The following is a 19,044-nucleotide window of genomic DNA, read 5'->3' as shown; positions in this document are numbered from 1 at the left end:
TAATATAATGGTTGTATATGTAAATGGTATTTATTATGTAAAAAAATGATAATGCTTGAAAATCAAGCTGTATCAATACCAATTCGTTACGAATGAAATGCTAATAGATTGTTGGAGGGAAATAATCATATGTCTGCAAAATTTGAAAAGCTTGAAGGGAACCTTGGAGTTCTTACAATTGAAGTAGATGCAGAGAAAGTATCTGAAGGATTAGACGCTGCATTTAAAAAAGTGGTAAAACAAATTAATGTACCAGGATTCCGTAAAGGAAAAATGCCTCGTGGAATGTTTGAAAAACGTTTCGGCGTAGAGTCACTTTACCAAGATGCAATTGATTTCCTACTTCCTAACGCATACGCAGATGCAATTGAAGAAACTAGAATTGAGCCAGTAGATCGCCCTGAAATCGATGTTGAGCAAATTGAAAAGGGCAAAAGCTTAATTTTTACAGCAAAAGTTACATTAAAGCCTGAAGTAAAACTTGGCGATTACAAAGGTATTGAAGTGGAAAAATTCAATACAGAAGTAACTGAAGAAGATGTTAATAATGAATTAAAGTCTATGCAAGAAAAACAGGCTGAACTTGTTGTAAGAGAAGAAGGAAAAGCTGAAAATGGCGATACAGTTGTAATTGACTTTGAAGGATTTGTTGACGGAGAAGCTTTTGAAGGCGGCAAAGCTGAAAACTTCTCGCTTGAACTTGGTTCTGGACAATTCATCCCAGGATTTGAAGATCAATTAGTAGGTACAGCTTCTGGCGAATCTAAAGATGTGGAAGTAGCATTCCCAGAAGAATATCATGCTGCTGAATTAGCTGGTAAGCCTGCTGTATTCAAAGTGACTCTACATGAAATCAAAACAAAAGAACTTCCTGAACTAGATGACGAGTTTGCAAAAGATGTAGACGAGGAAGTTGAATCTTTAGAAGCGCTTAAAGAAAAAGTAAAAACGCGCTTAGTTGACAGCAAAAAGCATGAGTCTGAGCATTTTGTACAAGATACTGTAGTAGAACAAGCTACAAATAATGCAGAAATTGATCTACCTTCAGTCATGGTTGATACAGAAGTTGACCGTATGGTGAAAGAATTTGAACAGCGTCTTCAAATGCAAGGAATGAACCTTGATCTTTACTTCCAATTCTCAGGTCAAGATCAAAATGCATTACGCGAGCAAATGAAAGAAGAAGCTGAAAAACGCGTTCGTGTTAACTTAACATTAGAAGAAATCGCTAAAGCTGAAAAGATTGAAGTAACTGATGAAGAAGTAAATGCTGAGCTTACTAAAATGTCAGAAATGTATAACATGACAGTTGAAAGTATTCAACAAGCGCTTGGCAGCTTAGAAGGTGTTAAAGCAGACCTTCAAATTAAAAAAGCAGTTGAATTCCTTGTAGAAAACAGCAAAACTATATAGAAAAGCGGAGCCGACTGTTCTGCCACGACAAGCATAAGACGAGCCGGCAGGAAGGTTGTTCTTTACCTTCTTGACGGATTGGCTTATGACCTCGAGTAGCAAGAAGGCGTAGCTAGACAAAGAAAAGCGGAGCCGACTGTTCTGCCACGACAAGCATAAGTCGAGCCGGCAGGAAGGTTGTTCTTTAACCTTCTTGACGGATTGGCTTATGACCTCGAGTGGCAAGAAGGCGTAGCTAGACAAAGAAAAGCAGATACAGAGACAATCATAATGAACAAGGCGCGATATGATCGTGCCTTGTTTTATACAATAGACATACATATATTCAAGTTTTTAATAGCAGGGAATACATATTTAGAATTTTCATTTGATTAGGAATTAATTTTAATCTCTAATTGCCAAATATCACCGATCTTTAACATATAAAATACATATGAAGTTTTTGGATAAATTAAATCGACTTAATTTGATTAATAATGGTTAAGCTTAGCTTATTGGGAATATTTTTAGCTGCGCATTAGCTGTGAATCCACTATGTAAGCAGGTATTACATAACGATCATGTTTATAAGAGCTTTCATTTCCTGTCCAATGTGTAAATGTGTTACAATGCAATACATAACAAAAAAGAAGACATGAGATAGACAGTTCTCTAATTCGAGAAAAGTATTATTTTCTTGACCATAATAAAGCTAAAAAACCAATTTAGTTTGCATATGATGCACAGAGTATATTTAATGATTTGAAGTTTTCCAAGGGGTGAAGGATTTGTTTAAATTTAATGATGAAAAAGGGCAATTAAAGTGTTCTTTCTGTGGGAAAACACAGGATCAAGTACGCAAACTAGTTGCTGGTCCTGGCGTATATATATGTGATGAATGTATTGAATTATGCACTGAAATTGTAGAAGAGGAGCTTGGCACTGAGGAAGAAGTAGAATTCAAAGATGTACCGAAGCCATCAGAAATTCGTGATATTCTTGATGAATACGTTATCGGCCAAGAACAGGCTAAAAAATCTTTATCTGTAGCTGTCTACAATCATTACAAGCGTATTAATTCTAATAGTAAAATCGATGATGTCGAGCTATCCAAAAGTAATATCGCCATGATTGGACCTACAGGAAGTGGGAAAACATTACTTGCACAAACACTTGCACGTATATTAAATGTACCATTTGCGATAGCAGATGCAACTTCATTAACTGAAGCTGGATACGTTGGTGAGGATGTTGAGAATATACTTTTAAAGCTTATTCAGTCTGCTGACTATGATGTAGAAAAAGCGGAAAAAGGCATTATCTATATCGATGAAATCGATAAAGTTGCTCGTAAATCAGAAAATCCTTCTATCACAAGAGATGTGTCAGGTGAAGGGGTTCAGCAAGCTTTGTTAAAAATTTTAGAGGGCACAGTAGCCAGCGTCCCACCTCAAGGAGGACGTAAACATCCACACCAAGAATTTATTCAAATTGATACAACTAATATTTTATTTATTTGCGGTGGTGCTTTTGATGGCATCGAGCAAATAATTAAACGCCGTCTTGGTCAAAAAGTAATTGGCTTCGGCTCTGACCCAAAACAAAATGAAGTAGAACAAAAAGATTTATTATCAAAGGTACTTCCTGAGGATTTATTAAAATTCGGATTAATACCTGAATTCATCGGACGTTTGCCGGTTATTTCCAGCCTAACTCCGCTTGATGAAGAAGCATTAATCGAAATTCTTACAAAACCTAAAAATGCGTTAGTTAAGCAATATCAAAAGATGCTTGAACTTGATGACGTTGAGCTTGAATTTGACGAAGCTGCTTTAGTAGAAATTGCGAAAAGAGCAATTGAACGTAAAACTGGAGCGCGTGGCTTACGTTCAATTATTGAAGGAATCATGCTTGACGTAATGTTTGAGCTCCCATCTCGTGATGATATTAAAAAATGTATCATTACAAAAGAAGCAGTCATTGATAATACGTCTCCTAAGCTAATTCTAGAGGATGGGACAATAGTTAACGAAGAACGAAAAACATCAGCATAAATAAAGAAAACTCGCCGATTGGCGAGCCTTGAAAAGGCGAAGACAGAGGCGTAGTTGCGCTTATCGCGCTCATACATGCCACGTCCTCCCAAAAGCTTCTCTTTGGTCGTGCGATGTATCTCTGACGAAGCTTTTCTAATCCTGTGGCATTCGCCCGACTAGGACATCCTCGTAAAAGCTATCGCTTTTCCTTCGTGCGATGTGAATGCTAATGAAGTCTTCCTTGTCCTGTCCGTCGCACTTAATTCCTAAAATTGGCAACTGTGTCGAATCATCTTCTGTGCTGGATAATTTATACTTTCTTAACGTGTAACAAAGCCAAACCAATTTCGGTTTGGCTTTTGTTTTTTGCGGTGTACCCAGCATAGGTGCCCTTTGAAATCAGTTACTTACTCAATTGTACTTATCTTCACATCATCGAGTCGCTTCCTCTTTTCTAACCACCTCCATCTTTTTACATTAAAAACTTGATTATTCCAACTCAGTGAGGGAGATACTAGCATATATCAGCGAGAACTATTATGCAGGAGGGAAACGTATGAGTTGGACGGGGATCGCCTTATTTATTCAATTGTTTTTTGGTATTGTGATAGGCCTATATTTCTGGAATTTGCTTAAAAATCAGCGAACACAAAAAGTGTCTATTGATCGGGAATCGAAAAAAGAAATGGACCAATTGAAAAAAATGAGATCCATCTCTTTAACTGAGCCATTAGCAGAAAAAGTTCGTCCATCTAGCTTTGCAGACATAGTCGGCCAGGAAGATGGGATTAAATCATTAAAAGCTGCCTTATGTAGTCCAAACCCTCAGCATGTTATCATTTATGGTCCACCAGGGGTTGGAAAAACAGCTGCGGCAAGACTTGTATTAGAAGAAGCGAAAAAAACGGCAAAATCTCCATTTAAGCTGTCATCGGTGTTTATCGAATTGGATGCAACAACTGCCCGTTTTGATGAAAGAGGAATTGCCGACCCATTAATAGGTTCGGTCCATGATCCGATATACCAGGGTGCTGGAGCAATGGGACAAGCGGGAATCCCTCAGCCTAAACAAGGGGCCGTAACAAACGCCCATGGTGGTGTTTTGTTTATTGATGAGATTGGGGAGCTGCATCCAATACAAATGAACAAATTATTAAAAGTATTAGAAGATCGGAAAGTATTTCTTGAAAGTGCTTATTACAATGAAGAAAATACGCAAATTCCTAGTCATATACATGATATTTTTAAAAATGGCCTCCCAGCTGATTTTAGACTGATAGGGGCAACTACAAGAACGCCGAATGAAATTCCTCCTGCTATTCGCTCTAGATGTATGGAAGTTTTTTTCAGGGAATTGATGGAAGAAGAAATAGTGGAAGTTGGAAGAAAAGCGGCTGAAAAGGTTAATCTTTCGATTAGTGATAATGGATTAATGATATTATCTTCCTATGCACGAAATGGCCGTGAAGCTGTTAATATGATTCAAATTGCTGCAGGACTAGCTATTACCGAGGACAGAAGTTATATTAAAGATGAAGAGATTGAATGGGTTATTCAATCTAGCCAGCTTACACCAAGAATGGAAAGAAAAATTAATTCAAACTCAGAGGTTGGGCTAGTGAATGGTCTAGCTGTTTACGGTCCAAATACAGGTGCTCTCCTCGAAATAGAGGTAACCGTTATTCCAGCGAGAGAAAAGGGCAGTATTAATATTACCGGAATCGTAGAAGAAGAAAGTATTGGAGGCCAAGGTAAATCGATTCGTAGAAAGAGTATGGCAAGAGGATCGATTGAAAATGTCATTACAGTTCTTCGTTCAATGGGAGTTCCAGCTGATGACTATGATATTCATGTTAATTTTCCAGGAGGGATTCCGATAGATGGTCCTTCAGCAGGGATAGCAATGGCGAGTGGGATATACTCAGCCATCTATAAATACCCTATTGACCATACATTTGCAATGACTGGAGAAATTAGTATCCATGGGTATGTCAAACCGGTTGGTGGAATCTATCCTAAGGTGAAGGCAGCGAAAAGAGCTGGAGCAAAAACCGTAATTATTCCAAAAGAAAATATGCAATCTATATTGAAAGATATAACAGGAATTAACATAATCCCTGTAAGCCATTTAAAAGAAGTTTTTGACCTTGCATTAATTAAGAACTTCAATCGGGAACAATCCATCACTGCTTCAATAGAATTGGCAAAAAAAGAAAGCATTTAGGGTGGCTAAACTTCGGCTTATAAATATGTATTCTAAGCCGGAGTTTTATTTATGTACAAAAAGGTTTTCACTTTTCATAAAGTCTAGCCAAGCCAAGCCCTTACTGAAGGCAAAGTGCGTTTTCCTGCAGGGCTCGTCTTGTGTTTGTCGTAGTAACAAACACAAGATTGTGCTGACCACGAGGTTCGCCACATGAGATGGCTGTCTTTAGTTGGTGTTCCATTCAATGGCGTTTCTGCTTTTCTTATTAGACAGTGTCACATAAATAAGTTAGAATTGTACAAAGAAAATATTAGCAAAATTATCACTTAGTAACAGGCAGTTATCCCCCACTTCAAGATGTAAGTAAAACTAAGAATTAAAAGTAGGGGACTCAGCTGACTGTAAAGGCCCAACGACAGTCAGGACAAAGAAGGCTTCAATTCCATTAGCATCGCAAGAAGGAAAAGCGATAGCTTTTTTGAGGATGTCCTAGTTAGGCGAATGCCACATGAAGTGGCGTTCTGAATGTGATAAGTTCAACTGATAATCAGTGTGGATTAGGGATCCCTCGCTGATGGAAGTTTTACATTATGCTAATAAAGATATGTAATATGGAGGTGCTTTTGGTTTGGCGAAAAAGAAAGAAATCATCGTCCCCCTCCTGCCGCTTCGGGGTTTACTTGTTTATCCGACAATGGTACTCCACTTAGATGTGGGCCGAGAAAAGTCGGTAGAGGCTCTCGAAAAAGCGATGGTAGATGACCATTTAATTTTCCTAACTACGCAGAAAGAAATATCTATAGACGAACCAGCAGAAGAGGATCTATACAATATAGGAACATTAACGCGTGTTAAACAAATGCTCAAGCTGCCGAATGGGACCATTCGGGTATTAGTAGAAGGGCTAAAAAGAGCGCAAATTATTGATTTTAAAGATGAAGCAAACCACTTTGCTGTAAGTATAGAAGTGTTTGATGAAAAGCTAACAAAGGATGTCGAGGATCAAGCATTAATGCGCACGATGCTCGAGTACTTTGAACAATACATAAAGGTATCAAAAAAAGTGTCAGCAGAAACATATTCAGCTGTTGCAGATATTGAAGAACCTGGCCGAATGGCCGATATTATTTCATCTCATTTACCTTTGAAGCTTAAGGAAAAGCAGGATATTTTAGAAACATTTAATGTAAAAGACCGTATGAATCGTGTTATAGAAATCATTCATAACGAAAGAGAAGTATTAAATTTAGAAAAGAAAATTGGCCAGCGTGTTAAGAAATCCATGGAGCGTACGCAAAAGGAATATTATTTGCGCGAACAAATGAAAGCTATTCAGAAAGAACTTGGGGACAAGGAAGGAAAGACAGGTGAAATTGCTGATCTTACCGAAAAGATTGAAAAGGCTGGTATGCCTGAACATGTTCAATTGACTGCATTGAAGGAACTTGAAAGATACGAAAAAATTCCTTCAAGTTCAGCAGAAAGCGGGGTCATTCGTAATTATATAGAGTGGCTCATTTCCTTACCGTGGATTAAAGCGACTGAAGATGATATAGACATTCATAAAGCTGAGCGTATTTTAAACAATGATCATTATGGTCTTGAAAACGTAAAAGAGCGTGTACTTGAATATTTAGCCGTTCAAAAGCTAACTAATTCACTAAAAGGACCGATTCTCTGTCTAGCAGGACCGCCAGGCGTAGGGAAAACAAGCTTAGCGCGTTCTATTGCTACATCACTTAACAGAAATTTCGTTCGTATTTCCCTTGGCGGTGTTCGTGATGAATCGGAAATTCGCGGTCATAGAAGAACATATGTAGGTGCAATGCCTGGCCGGATTATTCAAGGAATGAAGAAAGCTGGAACGATAAATCCAGTGTTTTTGCTTGATGAAATTGATAAGATGTCGAGTGATTTTCGCGGTGATCCATCTTCAGCGATGCTAGAAGTCTTAGACCCTGAACAAAATCATAACTTTAGCGATCATTATATTGAAGAAACCTATGATCTTTCTAAAGTAATGTTTATTGCAACAGCAAATGACTTATCAACAATCCCAGGACCTCTTCGTGACCGGATGGAGATTATTACGATCGCAGGGTACACAGAGCTAGAAAAAGTTCATATTGCTAAAGACCACCTATTACCAAAGCAAATTAAAGAGCATGGTTTGACGAAATCTCAGCTTCAAATTCGTGATGAGGCATTTCAAAAGGTTGTTCGATTTTATACAAGGGAAGCGGGAGTCCGTGGTCTAGAACGCCAATTAGCAACCATTTGCCGTAAAACAGCGAAAATAATTGTTGCGGGCGAGAAGAAAAAAGTCATCATTTCCGAGAAGAATATTGAAGATTTTTTAGGCAAGCCAAAGTTTCGTTATGGGCAAGCAGAGTTTGAAGATCAAATTGGTGTTGCAACTGGTCTTGCTTACACGACAGTTGGTGGAGATACACTTCAGATTGAAGTTTCCCTTTCACCAGGAAAAGGAAAGCTTGTGCTCACAGGGAAGCTTGGAGATGTCATGAAAGAATCAGCTCAAGCTGCATTTAGCTATGTACGATCAAAAGCAGTTGAACTCGGAATTGAAGAAGGTTTCCATGAAAAATATGATATCCATATTCATGTGCCAGAAGGAGCAGTACCTAAAGATGGTCCGTCAGCAGGTATTACGATTGCTACTGCACTAGTATCAGCACTCTCAGGAAATCCGATTCGGAAAGAGGTTGGAATGACAGGAGAAATTACATTGCGAGGACGAGTTCTGCCAATTGGTGGTGTGAAGGAAAAAACATTAAGTGCTCATCGAGCAGGATTAACAAAAATTATTCTTCCGAAAGATAATGAGAAGGATATTGATGATATTCCTGAAAGTGTAAGAGACGATCTTGATTTTGTCCTAGTCTCGCATATAGATGAAGTATTAAAGCATGCACTGTCAGGTGGTGTCCAAGAGTGAAAGTGAATTCAGCGGAAATCGTTATTAGTGCGGTAAAGCCTGATCAATACCCTGATCAGACTTTGCCTGAGTTTGCATTAGCGGGAAGATCCAATGTTGGAAAATCCTCTTTTATCAATAAAATGTTAAATCGAAAGAGCTTGGCAAGAACTTCATCGAAACCAGGAAAAACGCAAACATTGAACTTTTTCATCATTAATGAAATTTTACATTTTGTCGATGTTCCCGGCTATGGCTATGCAAAAGTTTCAAAAAAGGAACGCGAAGCATGGGGCAAAATGATCGAAACGTATTTAACGACGAGAGAGCAGCTAAAGGCTGTCGTTTTAATCGTTGATTTACGGCATCCCCCAACACAGGATGATACGATGATGTATGATTTTTTAAAGCATTATGAAATTCCATGCATCATCATCGCGACGAAGGCTGATAAAATTCCTAAGTCGAAGTGGCAAAAGCATATAAAAATTACAAAGGAAACACTGGATCTTGATCCAAATGATCATCTCATTCTCTTTTCATCTGAAACTGGTCAAGGGAAGGATGAAGCATGGTCTGTTATGGAAAGCTATATGTAAGGAATAAAACCTGTTACATGATTAAAATGTAGCGGGTTTTTTCATTTCCTGGCTTAGAATAATCTACTGCTATCATATCTTATATATTTATTATTTCTATAAAATTTAATTCTATACTCTATTAATCTAACAAAGCCAAACTTCTAAATGCTACAAAACTTGTCGGAAAATAGGGAATCTAGAGAGGATTGCAGGATTTTTGGTTATTATTCAGCATCTGGCAGGTCAGCAGGCGAGGGGCATGGACATGAAGTGAGAATACTAATTATCATAAAATATGAATTTTGGGAAGATTCTAATCATATGTTATGGTAATAAGGACATATACTTGAGAGAAAAAGAAGGGGGCATTTATGCTAGTGAAACATTTCGGAAAGGGATTGTTTTTGGTTATATCAATTCTTATTCTTGCTGCATGCGGATCAAAGGAAGCATCTAAAGCGGGCATGAATCTTGTTGAGGAAGGTAAGTTTATATACGCATCTTCGGGTGAATTTAAACCATTTAGTGTTACAAATAACGATGGAACAATGAGTGGTTTCGATATTGAAGTAGGAGAGGCTATAGCAAAGGAACTTGGACTTGAACCTATTCAGAAAAAGTTCAAGTTCGGAGGAATCGTTGAAGGAGTAAAATCAGGACGTTTTGATGCGGCTGTTGCAAGTCATTCCATCACGAAAGAACGATTAAAGGCGGCAAATTTTTCTATTCCATATTATTATTCTGGGCCGCAGATCTATGTGCGTCCTGATAGTACAGTCGAAACGATTGATGACTTAAAAGACTTGGAAGTTGCAGTTGCCAAGGGAACAACTTATGCAGAAGTTGCACAGCCTGTAACAGACAATATTAAGTTCTACGATAGCGATGTTGTAGCTCTTGAAGCATTGAGCAAGGGAAAGCATGATGCTGTTATTACTGATTTTATTACTGGCAAGGAAGCAATTGGTGCTGGTATGCAAATAGTCGGGAAAGAACTACTTGGAAAAAGTGAACAAGCCATTGCAGTAGCAAAAGAAAATGAAGAACTGCTAGAAAAAATAAATAAAGCGATTGAAAAACTACATGAAGATGGGACATTAACAGAAATCAGTAAAAAGTATATTGGTGAGGATATTACGAAAGATCCTGAAAAGGAATAAGCATGCGGAGCGAATGTAGAGAAATACATTCGCTCTATCTATTAAAAATGCTGTTTTGTAAAGGAGAAAGCCTATGGATTTATTTACTAAGTTTATTGACACTTACCCCGTATTTCTAAAAGGAATGCTGCTTACTTTTCAATTATCGATTGTATCAATTTTTATTGCTATCTTTATCGGCCTCTTTTTTGCCTTTTTAAAAATATCTAAAGTGAAAGCGCTGGAACGGATAGCAGATATTTACATTTTTCTAGTGCGTGGAACCCCATTAGTTGTACAAATTTTCATATTCTATTTTGGTTTAACGTCTATTAATATGCCAGATTTCTGGGCTGTTGTTCTTGGATTAGCCTTCCACAATGGCGCATATATTGCTGAAATTTTCCGCGGTGCCATTCAGTCCATTGATAATGGACAGCTGGAGGCTGGCCGTTCTCTAGGTATGACAATGGGATTAGCTATGAGTAGAATTATTCTGCCACAAGCGATTCGAAGAGCGCTGCCGCCACTAGGCAACCAGTTTATTATCGCATTAAAGGATTCCTCGCTTGCCTCCTTTATTGGTATGTATGAGCTATTTAACGTAGCGACTACATATGGATCTGTGGAATTTGACTATATGAGCTACTTACTTATTGTAGCTGTTTACTATTTAGTATTAGTCTTTTTCTTTTCCATTATCGTTAGAATGATCGAAAAAAGAATGGCCAGCAGTGATTAAGGAAAGGGGATTTAATCAATATGAGTGATTTCATTATGATAAAAGTAGAAAAGCTGAATAAATCATTTGGAAACCTACACGTTTTAAAGGATATAGATATGACAGTGAAGGATAGCGAAGTGGTATGTCTAATTGGTGCAAGTGGTTCAGGGAAAAGCACGCTTCTTCGCTGTTTGAACTATTTAGAGTTTAAAGACAGCGGGCTTGTCATAATCGGAGGAGAACAGATTGAAAAAGAAACGCATGACCTTAATAAGGTTAGGGCTAGGGTAGGTATGGTATTTCAGCATTTTAATTTATTTCCGCATAAAACGGTTATTGAAAATGTAATAGAGGCTCCTATATATGTTAAAAAGATTTCAAAAGAGAAAGCAATAATAGAAGCAAAAGCATTATTGAAAAAAGTAGGTCTATCAGATAAAGAAAATGTGTACCCTTCAAAGCTTTCAGGGGGACAGAAACAGCGAGTAGCCATCGCAAGAGCACTTGCAATGAAGCCAGAAATTATGCTGTTTGATGAGCCAACCTCTGCATTAGATCCCGAACTTGTAGGAGAGGTATTAGCTACAATGAAGGAGCTAGCTGAGGAAGGGATGACTATGATTGTCGTTACTCATGAAATGGGCTTCGCTAGAGAGGTAGCTGATTGGGCGGTCTATATGCATGAAGGGCGTATTGTTGAGGTGGGACATCCAAAGGAATTATTCTCTAATCCAAAAGAGAAGCGAACGAAAAACTTTTTAGATTCAGTATTATGAATAGAAAAGACAGGGAAAGATAATAATCCCTGTCATTTCTATTTCTTTTTAATAAAGAGAAAATAGGCTCCAGCAAGTATGAATATTGCAGGCCAAAACTTCCAAGGGTTTGAAACGCCGTTTTCTAATAAGCCTAACCAGATCGCGATACGATCGTAAAACAATAGTAAGGATGCAAGAATCAAAAAAAGAATGCCTTGAAATAATCCTGTTCTTGTCTTTTGATACTGAAGTAAAAAGGCAAGAGCGATGATTAAAATAAAGATACCTATATGATCAGGCCATATTTCCAGTCGATTAACGATATGAAAATGCAAACCAAAGCCGGTTAAGATGACCCCAGGAAGAATGGCATGATAATCCTTTGCGCCATAGCCTTGAAATAAAAAGGCAATACCAATAATGATTAAAAGGCTTGGCCAAGTGAAATAAGGCTGCAAAACAGTAATATTTGACTGTTGAAGAAAGAAATATGCTCCAAAGCCAATAAGGATAATTCCTGCAAAAATTCGCTGATTTTTCATATTTACACACCGCTTCCAATAAGGTTCACTTGAATCTATTAGTTATTTTTGGTACTGTACATAAGGGAGTATTTTGTCGAAAATAAAAAAGTGATTCAAAACTTATAGCAATTGAACACAATGAATATTTTATCATATGAGTTCGATTTCTGTTCACATTTTCTCATAAAATAGAAAGATAAAAATGTTACAATTATATTAGGATTGTGCAATTAATTTGGGGGGGTATCAATTTTAAATGCATATATTGGTTGTCGGTCTAAATTATAAAACAGCCCCTGTTGAAATTCGAGAGCGCTTGACGTTTAACCCTTCTCAACTAACAGATGCTTTAAATACATTAAAGAATAAAAAAAGCATTTTAGAGAATGTTATTCTGTCTACATGTAATCGGACTGAAATTTATGCGGTTGTTGATCAGCTTCATACAGGCCGTTACTATATAAAAGAATTTTTGTCAGAGTGGTTTCAAATAGAAAAAGATGAATTTTCCCCTTATTTGTTTATTTATGAGCAAGATGGGGCAATTGATCATTTATTTAATGTTGTTTGTGGGTTAAATTCCATGATACTTGGTGAAACCCAAATTTTAGGACAAGTTCGTTCAAGCTTTCTGCAAGCACAGGATGAACAAACAACTGGAACCGTTTTCAATCATTTATTTAAGCAAGCCATTACCCTAGCTAAAAGAGCCCATTCAGAAACTGAAATAGGTGCTAATGCTGTTTCTGTAAGTTATGCAGCAGTAGAGTTAGCCAAAAAGATATTTGGTTCCTTAGAGAATAAACATGTTCTTATTTTGGGTGCTGGAAAAATGGGAGAGCTTGCTATTCAAAATCTTCATGCGAATGGTGCTAGCAAAGTAACCGTCATTAATCGTACTTTTGAAAAAGCACATGATTTAGCAGAGCGTTATGCAGGTAAGGCAAAGACTCTTCAAGAGCTACAATGCTCTCTTATCGAGGCTGACATTCTTATTAGTTCAACAGGAGCTAAAGAATTTGTTGTTACTAAAGATATGATGGTTAATGTTGAAAAAATGAGAAAAGGAAAGCCGCTATTCATGGTAGACATCGCTGTACCGCGGGATTTAGATCCGATGCTCGCGGATTTAGATAGTGTTTTCCTATATGATATTGATGATTTAGAAGGTATTGTTGAAGCAAACTTGCAGGAACGCAAAAAGGCTGCAGAAGTGATTGAGCTTATGATTGAAAAGGAAATTGTTGATTTTAAACAATGGTTGAATATGCTTGGTGTCGTTCCAGTAATATCTGCTTTACGTGAAAAAGCACTTGCCATTCAGACTGAAACGATGACAAGTATAGAAAGAAAACTTCCCAATTTAACGGAACGTGATAAAAAAGTGCTTAATAAGCACACAAAAAGTATTATTAATCAGCTGTTAAAGGATCCCATTTTACAGGCTAAAGAAATGGCCGGAGGAAAAGATGCTGATGAGGCATTAGAATTATTTATAAAAATCTTTAATATAGAAGAACTTGTTTCTGAGCGAAAGAACACTGTAGCTGCTGAATCACAGCAAATTGCCGCTCAAATGTCACAGGCTTCCCTTCAACCATAAGAGGAGTTCTGACTATGTTTGACATCTATTTGACACGACTGCACGAAGTTACCGTTGTTCTGTATGCCTTAAGTGTCCTATTATATTTTATTGATTTTCTAACGTCTAACCGGAAGGCAAACCGAATTGCCTTCTGGTTACTTGCATTTGTATGGGTTTTACAAACAATGTTTCTTGTTCTTTATATGGTAAAAACGGGGAGATTTCCTGTACTTACTATATTTGAAGGGTTATATTTTTATGCATGGGTGCTTATTACTTTATCATTAGTGATAAACCGTGTCCTTCGAGTAGATTTTATTGTCTTTTTTACAAATGTGCTTGGCTTTATTATTATGGCGATCCATACTTTCGCACCTATCCAGTATGAATCCCATGTTATGGCAGAAAAGCTCATTTCAGAACTGCTGCTCATACATATTACAGTAGCCATTCTGTCTTACGGGGCTTTTTCTCTATCATTTGTATTTTCAGTATTATATTTAATCCAGTATGACTTATTAAAAAGGAAAAAATGGGGAACTCGCCTATTGCGTCTTTCCGATCTATCTAAGCTGGAAAATATGTCCTATGTTCTAAATGTAATAGGTGTACCTATGCTAATCATTAGCTTAATCCTTGGTACACAATGGGCTTATTTAAAGGTACCAAATATGATTTGGTACGATTCAAAGGTTTTAGGCTCTTTCGTTGTTCTTGCTGTTTACGGCATTTTCCTCTATTTAAAAGTAGGAAAAGGTTTAGCAGGTAAACAATTAGCTTTATGGAATATTGCATCCTTTCTAATTGTCTTAATTAATTTCTTTCTTTTTGGAAAACTATCATCTTTCCACTTTTGGTATTCTTAAAGTAGAAATTTTATATTAAGAGTTAGAAAAGTTGAATTTGATTGTTGAAGAATGGGAGATGAATCCCACTGATTGTTGATTTATGATATCTGTCACTGTTGCCCAAATTCGTGGCTTACGTGAAAAATTAGGAGGCTATCATGAGAAAAATTATTGTTGGTTCGCGCAGAAGTAAACTTGCATTAACACAAACAAATTGGGTTATTGATCAATTAAAAGCTATAGATCCTACCTTTGATTTCGAGGTAAAGGAAATCGTGACAAAAGGTGATCAGATATTGGATGTTACGCTATCTAAGGTTGGTGGAAAGGGATTGTTTGTAAAGGAAATCGAACAGGCAATGCTTGATAAAGAAATTGATATGGCTATTCATAGTATGAAGGACATGCCGGCTGTTCTTCCAGAAGGACTGGTAATCGGCTGTATTCCTGAAAGAGAAGACTATAGAGATGCACTCATTTCTAAAGGGCATATTCGTTTTTCAGAGCTTAAGCCTGGATCTGTTATTGGAACAAGCAGCTTACGAAGAGCTGCTCAAATATTAGCACGCCGTCCAGACTTAGAGATTAAATGGATTAGAGGAAATATTGATACGAGGCTAGCGAAATTAGAAACCGATGAATATGATGCGATCATTTTAGCTGCTGCTGGTTTAAAAAGGTTAGGCTGGGCCACAGATGTCGTAACAGAGTTTTTAGATCCAGATATTTGCTTACCTGCAATTGGTCAAGGTGCACTATCAATCGAGTGTCGTGGAAATGACGAAGAACTTCTTGAATTATTAAATAAATTCTCATGTAAACAAACAGATGCTACTGTAAGGGCTGAACGGTCATTCCTCCATGAAATGGAAGGAGGCTGCCAAGTACCTATTGCCGGATTTGCAGAGATTAATAAGCAAGATGAAATTGTTTTAACATGCTTAGTCGGATCTCCTGATGGCAAAATTATTTATTCAGAACAAGTAAAAGGAAGCAATCCTGAAGAGCTTGGAAAAGAAGCAGCTAGTTTGTTAATTCAGCAAGGTGCAAAAAAATTAATTGATCAAGTAAAAAAGGAGCTTGATGGAGAATGACCGCTTCTACCCTCCCTCTACAAGGAAAAACAGTATTAGTTCCGAGAGGGAAGGAACAGGCAAAATCCTTTTCTGATCTTGTAAATAGCTATGGCGGAATTCCAGTCGAAATCCCACTCATCGCCTTTAAACCTGTAAAGGAAACAAAGGAAATTGTTGAGAAATTAAACCAGGTGCATTTGTATGATTGGATTATTTTTACGAGTGATGTGACTGTAGAAACATTCCTTGCGTTTAGTGATCATATTCGAAAAAGCAAGCTGCCGAGAATTGCAGCGATTGGCAGTAAGACGGCAAGCTGCTTAACGCAAGCAGGTTTTAAAGTAGATTTTATTCCAAAGGAATATGTTGCTGAAGGCTTTGTTGAAGAGTTTTTGTCACTTATTGAACCAGGAATAAAGATTTTTATCCCTAAAGGGAGCCTAGCACGTGATTATATTTGTACTGCTTTAACGGAAAAAGGCGCTTTTGTGGATGAAATAATCATTTATGAGACTTTTTTTCCTGAGGAAAGCAGAGAGCAATTAATTGAAGGAATTTCAGCTAATAAACTGGATATTTTGCCATTTACAAGTCCATCAACAGTTGATCATTTCATGAAGATTGTTAGGGAAAATAATCTAGTGCAAAAGCTTGATGAATGTATTATTAGCTGTATTGGCCCAGTAACAAAAGCAAGAATTGAATCGTATGGGTTAAAAATTCATTGTGAACCACGAATTTATACGGTCGATCATATGATAAAAAGCATTATTGAGTATTTAAATATGGAAGATAAATAATCAAGGAGTGAATCCAATATGAATATCCAATTTACGCGTCATAGAAGACTTCGTCAAAGTGAGAACATGAGAGCATTAGTCCGTGAAAATCAATTAAGCACGGATGATTTCATCTATCCAATTTTTGTAGCTGAGGGCCATAATATTAAAAAAGAAATATCCTCTATGCCTGGAATCTTTAATCTATCATTGGATCATCTTGAAGAGGAAATGGATGAAGTAGTTTCATTAGGCATTAAATCTGTGCTTCTTTTCGGAATTCCAATTGAAAAGGATGAATGTGGACAACAAGCCTATCATGACCATGGAATTGTTCAGGAAGCTACGCGCCTTATTAAAGACAAGTATCCTGGAATTATTGTCATTGCTGATACTTGTCTCTGTGAATACACAAATCATGGCCATTGTGGTTTAATCGAAAATGGACAGGTGTTAAATGATCCTTCCCTTGAATTATTGGTACAGACTGCTGTTAGCCAAGCAAAAGCAGGTGCAGATATTATTGCTCCTTCTAATATGATGGATGGATTCGTTGCCGCCATTCGTGCAGGACTTGATCAGGCGGGCTTTGAAAATGTACCGATCATGTCCTATGCGGTGAAATATTCTTCAGCCTTCTATGGTCCATTCCGGGATGCTGCTGATAGTACTCCACAATTTGGGGACAGAAAAGCTTATCAAATGGATCCTGCAAATCGAATGGAAGCATTACGGGAAGCAGAGTCTGATTTAATAGAAGGTGCAGACTTTATCATTGTTAAGCCTGGAATGCCTTATCTTGATATCGTTCGCGATGTGAAAAATAATATAAATCTGCCGCTTGTTATTTATAATGTGAGTGGAGAATATTCTATGGTAAAAGCAGCTGCAGAGAACGGTTGGATCGATGAAGAAAGAATTGTAATGGAAATGTTGACTGGAATGAAACGAGCAGGCTGTGACTTAATCATTACATATCATGCGAAAGATGCTGCTAGATGGATAAAAAAGTAAAATAAAAAGAAAAGAGGGATAAAGATGCGCTCTTATGAAAAATCTATTCAAGCTTTTAAAGAAGCTGGAACTTTAATGCCTGGAGGAGTGAACTCACCAGTTCGAGCATTTAAATCGGTAAAGATGAATCCAATTTTTATGGAAAGAGGAAAAGGCTCGAAAATTTACGATATTGATGGAAATGAATATATTGACTATGTTTTATCATGGGGCCCATTAATCTTGGGACATTCCAATGATCGTGTTGTGGAAGCCATTAAGAAGGTTGCTGAAATGGGGACAAGCTTCGGCGCTCCAACTGTAACAGAGAATGAGCTGGCTAAACTTGTAAAAGAAAGAGTCCCATCCATTGAAATCGTTCGTATGGTGTCATCTGGAACAGAAGCAACGATGAGTGCATTACGACTTGCTCGCGGTTACACTGGAAGGAATAAAATTTTGAAATTTGAAGGCTGTTATCACGGTCATGGCGATTCTCTGCTTATTAAGGCAGGATCAGGTGTTGCAACTCTAGGACTTCCTGATAGCCCAGGAGTGCCTGAGAGCGTAGCGAAAAATACGATTACAGTACCATATAATGATCTTGAAAGTGTTAGATATGCCTTTGAGCACTTTGGGGAAGATATTGCATGTATTATTGCAGAGCCGGTTGCTGGTAACATGGGCGTTGTCCCACCACAGCCAGGTTTCTTAGAAGGTTTGAGAGAGATTACAACTCAATATGGAGCTCTGTTAATTTTTGATGAAGTAATGACAGGCTTCCGTGTTGGATATCATTGTGCACAAGGGTATTTCAATGTCACACCGGACCTTACTTGTTTAGGAAAAGTAATAGGCGGTGGACTTCCAGTTGGAGCATACGGCGGTAAAGCGGAAATTATGGAACAAATTGCTCCAAGCGGGCCGATTTACCAGGCAGGAACATTATCAGGGAATCCGCTGGCGATGACTGCAGGATATGAAACATTAAGTCAGCTATCACCAGATTCATATAAGGAATTCCAGCGTAAAGGAGATATGCTAGAGGCAGGTATAACTGCAGCTGCCAAAAAATATGATATTCCTCTTACATTTAATCGTGCTGGGTCTATGATTGGATTCTTCTTCACAAATGAAGATGTTATTAATTTTGAAAAAGCTAAGACGTCAAACTTAGATTATTTTGCTGCTTATTATCGTGAAATGGCAAATCAAGGTGTATTCCTTCCACCTTCTCAATTTGAAGGCCTATTCCTATCAACTGCTCATAGTGATGAGGATATTGAAAAAACACTACAAGCAGTAGATATTGCTTTTTCAAAGCTTAAAGGATAAAACTCGAACACTCATCTTTTTAGATGGGTGTTTTTTTATGGCGTGCTTGCTTTTTCAATCATAAAAAAATAATCCTTCTCATAAAGTGTAAATGACATAGTGATTTAACGTGAAGGTTACGAAAGGAGGAGTC

At 37.5% G+C, this 19,044-nt stretch carries 15 protein-coding genes; 14 read left to right on the top strand and 1 reads right to left on the bottom strand.

Features of this window, described 5'->3' with window-relative positions:
- Nucleotides 1–129: 129 nt before the first annotated feature.
- From tig to KHA94_RS14980, 8 genes are all read left to right on the top strand, one after another.
- Nucleotides 130–1,413: a trigger factor gene (gene tig, locus KHA94_RS15015; protein WP_213102930.1), complete on the top strand. Its 1,284-nt coding sequence runs from the start codon at nucleotides 130–132 to the stop codon at nucleotides 1,411–1,413.
- Between the two features lie 767 nt (nucleotides 1,414–2,180).
- Nucleotides 2,181–3,446, top strand: coding sequence for an ATP-dependent protease ATP-binding subunit ClpX (clpX, locus tag KHA94_RS15010; protein ID WP_213102929.1), 1,266 nt, complete (start codon nucleotides 2,181–2,183; stop codon nucleotides 3,444–3,446).
- A gap of 538 nt (nucleotides 3,447–3,984) precedes the next feature.
- Nucleotides 3,985–5,652: an ATP-dependent protease LonB gene (lonB, locus tag KHA94_RS15005; RefSeq protein ID WP_213102928.1), complete on the top strand. Its 1,668-nt coding sequence runs from the start codon at nucleotides 3,985–3,987 to the stop codon at nucleotides 5,650–5,652.
- A 610-nt stretch (nucleotides 5,653–6,262) separates the two neighbouring features.
- Nucleotides 6,263–8,590, top strand: a complete 2,328-nt coding sequence (gene lon, locus KHA94_RS15000) for an endopeptidase La (RefSeq protein WP_213102927.1) — start codon at nucleotides 6,263–6,265, stop codon at nucleotides 8,588–8,590.
- Entirely contained in the window at nucleotides 8,587–9,168 is a 582-nt protein-coding gene (gene yihA / locus KHA94_RS14995; RefSeq protein ID WP_213102926.1) for a ribosome biogenesis GTP-binding protein YihA/YsxC, read from the top strand. Before lon ends, yihA begins: the two co-directional genes overlap by 4 nt.
- A 353-nt stretch (nucleotides 9,169–9,521) precedes the next feature.
- Nucleotides 9,522–10,310 (top strand): transporter substrate-binding domain-containing protein, encoded by a 789-nt coding sequence (locus KHA94_RS14990; protein WP_213102925.1) that lies wholly within the window; start codon nucleotides 9,522–9,524, stop codon nucleotides 10,308–10,310.
- A 73-nt stretch (nucleotides 10,311–10,383) separates the two neighbouring features.
- Nucleotides 10,384–11,031: an amino acid ABC transporter permease gene (locus tag KHA94_RS14985; RefSeq protein ID WP_213102924.1), complete on the top strand. Its 648-nt coding sequence runs from the start codon at nucleotides 10,384–10,386 to the stop codon at nucleotides 11,029–11,031.
- 20 nt (nucleotides 11,032–11,051) lie between these two features.
- Complete coding sequence (locus KHA94_RS14980) at nucleotides 11,052–11,789, top strand: amino acid ABC transporter ATP-binding protein (protein ID WP_275950900.1); 738 nt, start codon at nucleotides 11,052–11,054, stop codon at nucleotides 11,787–11,789.
- Between the two features lie 38 nt (nucleotides 11,790–11,827).
- Here the strand turns inward: KHA94_RS14980 and KHA94_RS14975 are convergent, their stop codons facing one another.
- Nucleotides 11,828–12,313 carry a LiaI-LiaF-like domain-containing protein gene (locus KHA94_RS14975; RefSeq protein ID WP_213102923.1) on the bottom strand — a complete coding sequence of 162 codons (486 nt, stop codon included), beginning with the start codon at nucleotides 12,311–12,313 and terminating at the stop codon, nucleotides 11,828–11,830.
- A 238-nt stretch (nucleotides 12,314–12,551) separates the two neighbouring features.
- Here KHA94_RS14975 and hemA point away from each other — a divergent pair, with 238 nt between their 5' ends.
- The 6 genes from hemA (at nucleotide 12,552) to hemL (ending at nucleotide 18,911) form a co-directional block, all read left to right on the top strand.
- A complete protein-coding gene (hemA, locus tag KHA94_RS14970) occupies nucleotides 12,552–13,898 on the top strand; it encodes a glutamyl-tRNA reductase (RefSeq protein ID WP_213102922.1) in 1,347 nt (448 codons plus the stop codon).
- 14 nt (nucleotides 13,899–13,912) lie between these two features.
- Nucleotides 13,913–14,746 (top strand): cytochrome c biogenesis protein, encoded by an 834-nt coding sequence (locus KHA94_RS14965; RefSeq protein WP_213102921.1) that lies wholly within the window; start codon nucleotides 13,913–13,915, stop codon nucleotides 14,744–14,746.
- A gap of 140 nt (nucleotides 14,747–14,886) precedes the next feature.
- Nucleotides 14,887–15,822, top strand: a complete 936-nt coding sequence (gene hemC, locus KHA94_RS14960) for a hydroxymethylbilane synthase (protein ID WP_213102920.1) — start codon at nucleotides 14,887–14,889, stop codon at nucleotides 15,820–15,822.
- Nucleotides 15,819–16,604: a uroporphyrinogen-III synthase gene (locus KHA94_RS14955; RefSeq protein ID WP_213102919.1), complete on the top strand. Its 786-nt coding sequence runs from the start codon at nucleotides 15,819–15,821 to the stop codon at nucleotides 16,602–16,604. Before hemC ends, KHA94_RS14955 begins: the two co-directional genes overlap by 4 nt.
- 18 nt (nucleotides 16,605–16,622) lie before the next feature.
- Nucleotides 16,623–17,597: a porphobilinogen synthase gene (gene hemB, locus KHA94_RS14950; protein ID WP_213102918.1), complete on the top strand. Its 975-nt coding sequence runs from the start codon at nucleotides 16,623–16,625 to the stop codon at nucleotides 17,595–17,597.
- A 24-nt stretch (nucleotides 17,598–17,621) separates the two neighbouring features.
- Entirely contained in the window at nucleotides 17,622–18,911 is a 1,290-nt protein-coding gene (gene hemL, locus KHA94_RS14945; RefSeq protein WP_213102917.1) for a glutamate-1-semialdehyde 2,1-aminomutase, read from the top strand.
- Nucleotides 18,912–19,044: the final 133 nt, after the last annotated feature.

Origin of the sequence: Cytobacillus citreus, assembly GCF_018343665.1 — a bacterium.
In the GTDB taxonomy this organism is placed as follows: Bacteria; Bacillota; Bacilli; order Bacillales; family Cytobacillaceae; genus Cytobacillus; species Cytobacillus citreus.
Note: the sequence above shows the minus strand (reverse complement) of the source record. Positions and strands in the feature narration are given on the sequence as shown.

Excerpts from the sequence above, each read along its gene's own strand:
- tig (WP_213102930.1), top strand. The coding sequence starts at position 130 with ATGTCTGCAAAATTTGAAAAGCTTGAAGGGAACCTTGGAGTTCTTACA.
- lonB (WP_213102928.1), top strand. The coding sequence starts at position 3,985 with ATGAGTTGGACGGGGATCGCCTTATTTATTCAATTGTTTTTTGGTATT.
- KHA94_RS14990 (WP_213102925.1), top strand. The coding sequence starts at position 9,522 with ATGCTAGTGAAACATTTCGGAAAGGGATTGTTTTTGGTTATATCAATT.
- KHA94_RS14985 (WP_213102924.1), top strand. The coding sequence starts at position 10,384 with ATGGATTTATTTACTAAGTTTATTGACACTTACCCCGTATTTCTAAAA.
- KHA94_RS14980 (WP_275950900.1), top strand. The coding sequence starts at position 11,052 with ATGAGTGATTTCATTATGATAAAAGTAGAAAAGCTGAATAAATCATTT.
- KHA94_RS14975 (WP_213102923.1), bottom strand. The coding sequence starts at position 12,313 with ATGAAAAATCAGCGAATTTTTGCAGGAATTATCCTTATTGGCTTTGGA.
- hemA (WP_213102922.1), top strand. The coding sequence starts at position 12,552 with ATGCATATATTGGTTGTCGGTCTAAATTATAAAACAGCCCCTGTTGAA.
- KHA94_RS14965 (WP_213102921.1), top strand. The coding sequence starts at position 13,913 with ATGTTTGACATCTATTTGACACGACTGCACGAAGTTACCGTTGTTCTG.
- hemC (WP_213102920.1), top strand. The coding sequence starts at position 14,887 with ATGAGAAAAATTATTGTTGGTTCGCGCAGAAGTAAACTTGCATTAACA.
- KHA94_RS14955 (WP_213102919.1), top strand. The coding sequence starts at position 15,819 with ATGACCGCTTCTACCCTCCCTCTACAAGGAAAAACAGTATTAGTTCCG.
- hemB (WP_213102918.1), top strand. The coding sequence starts at position 16,623 with ATGAATATCCAATTTACGCGTCATAGAAGACTTCGTCAAAGTGAGAAC.
- hemL (WP_213102917.1), top strand. The coding sequence starts at position 17,622 with ATGCGCTCTTATGAAAAATCTATTCAAGCTTTTAAAGAAGCTGGAACT.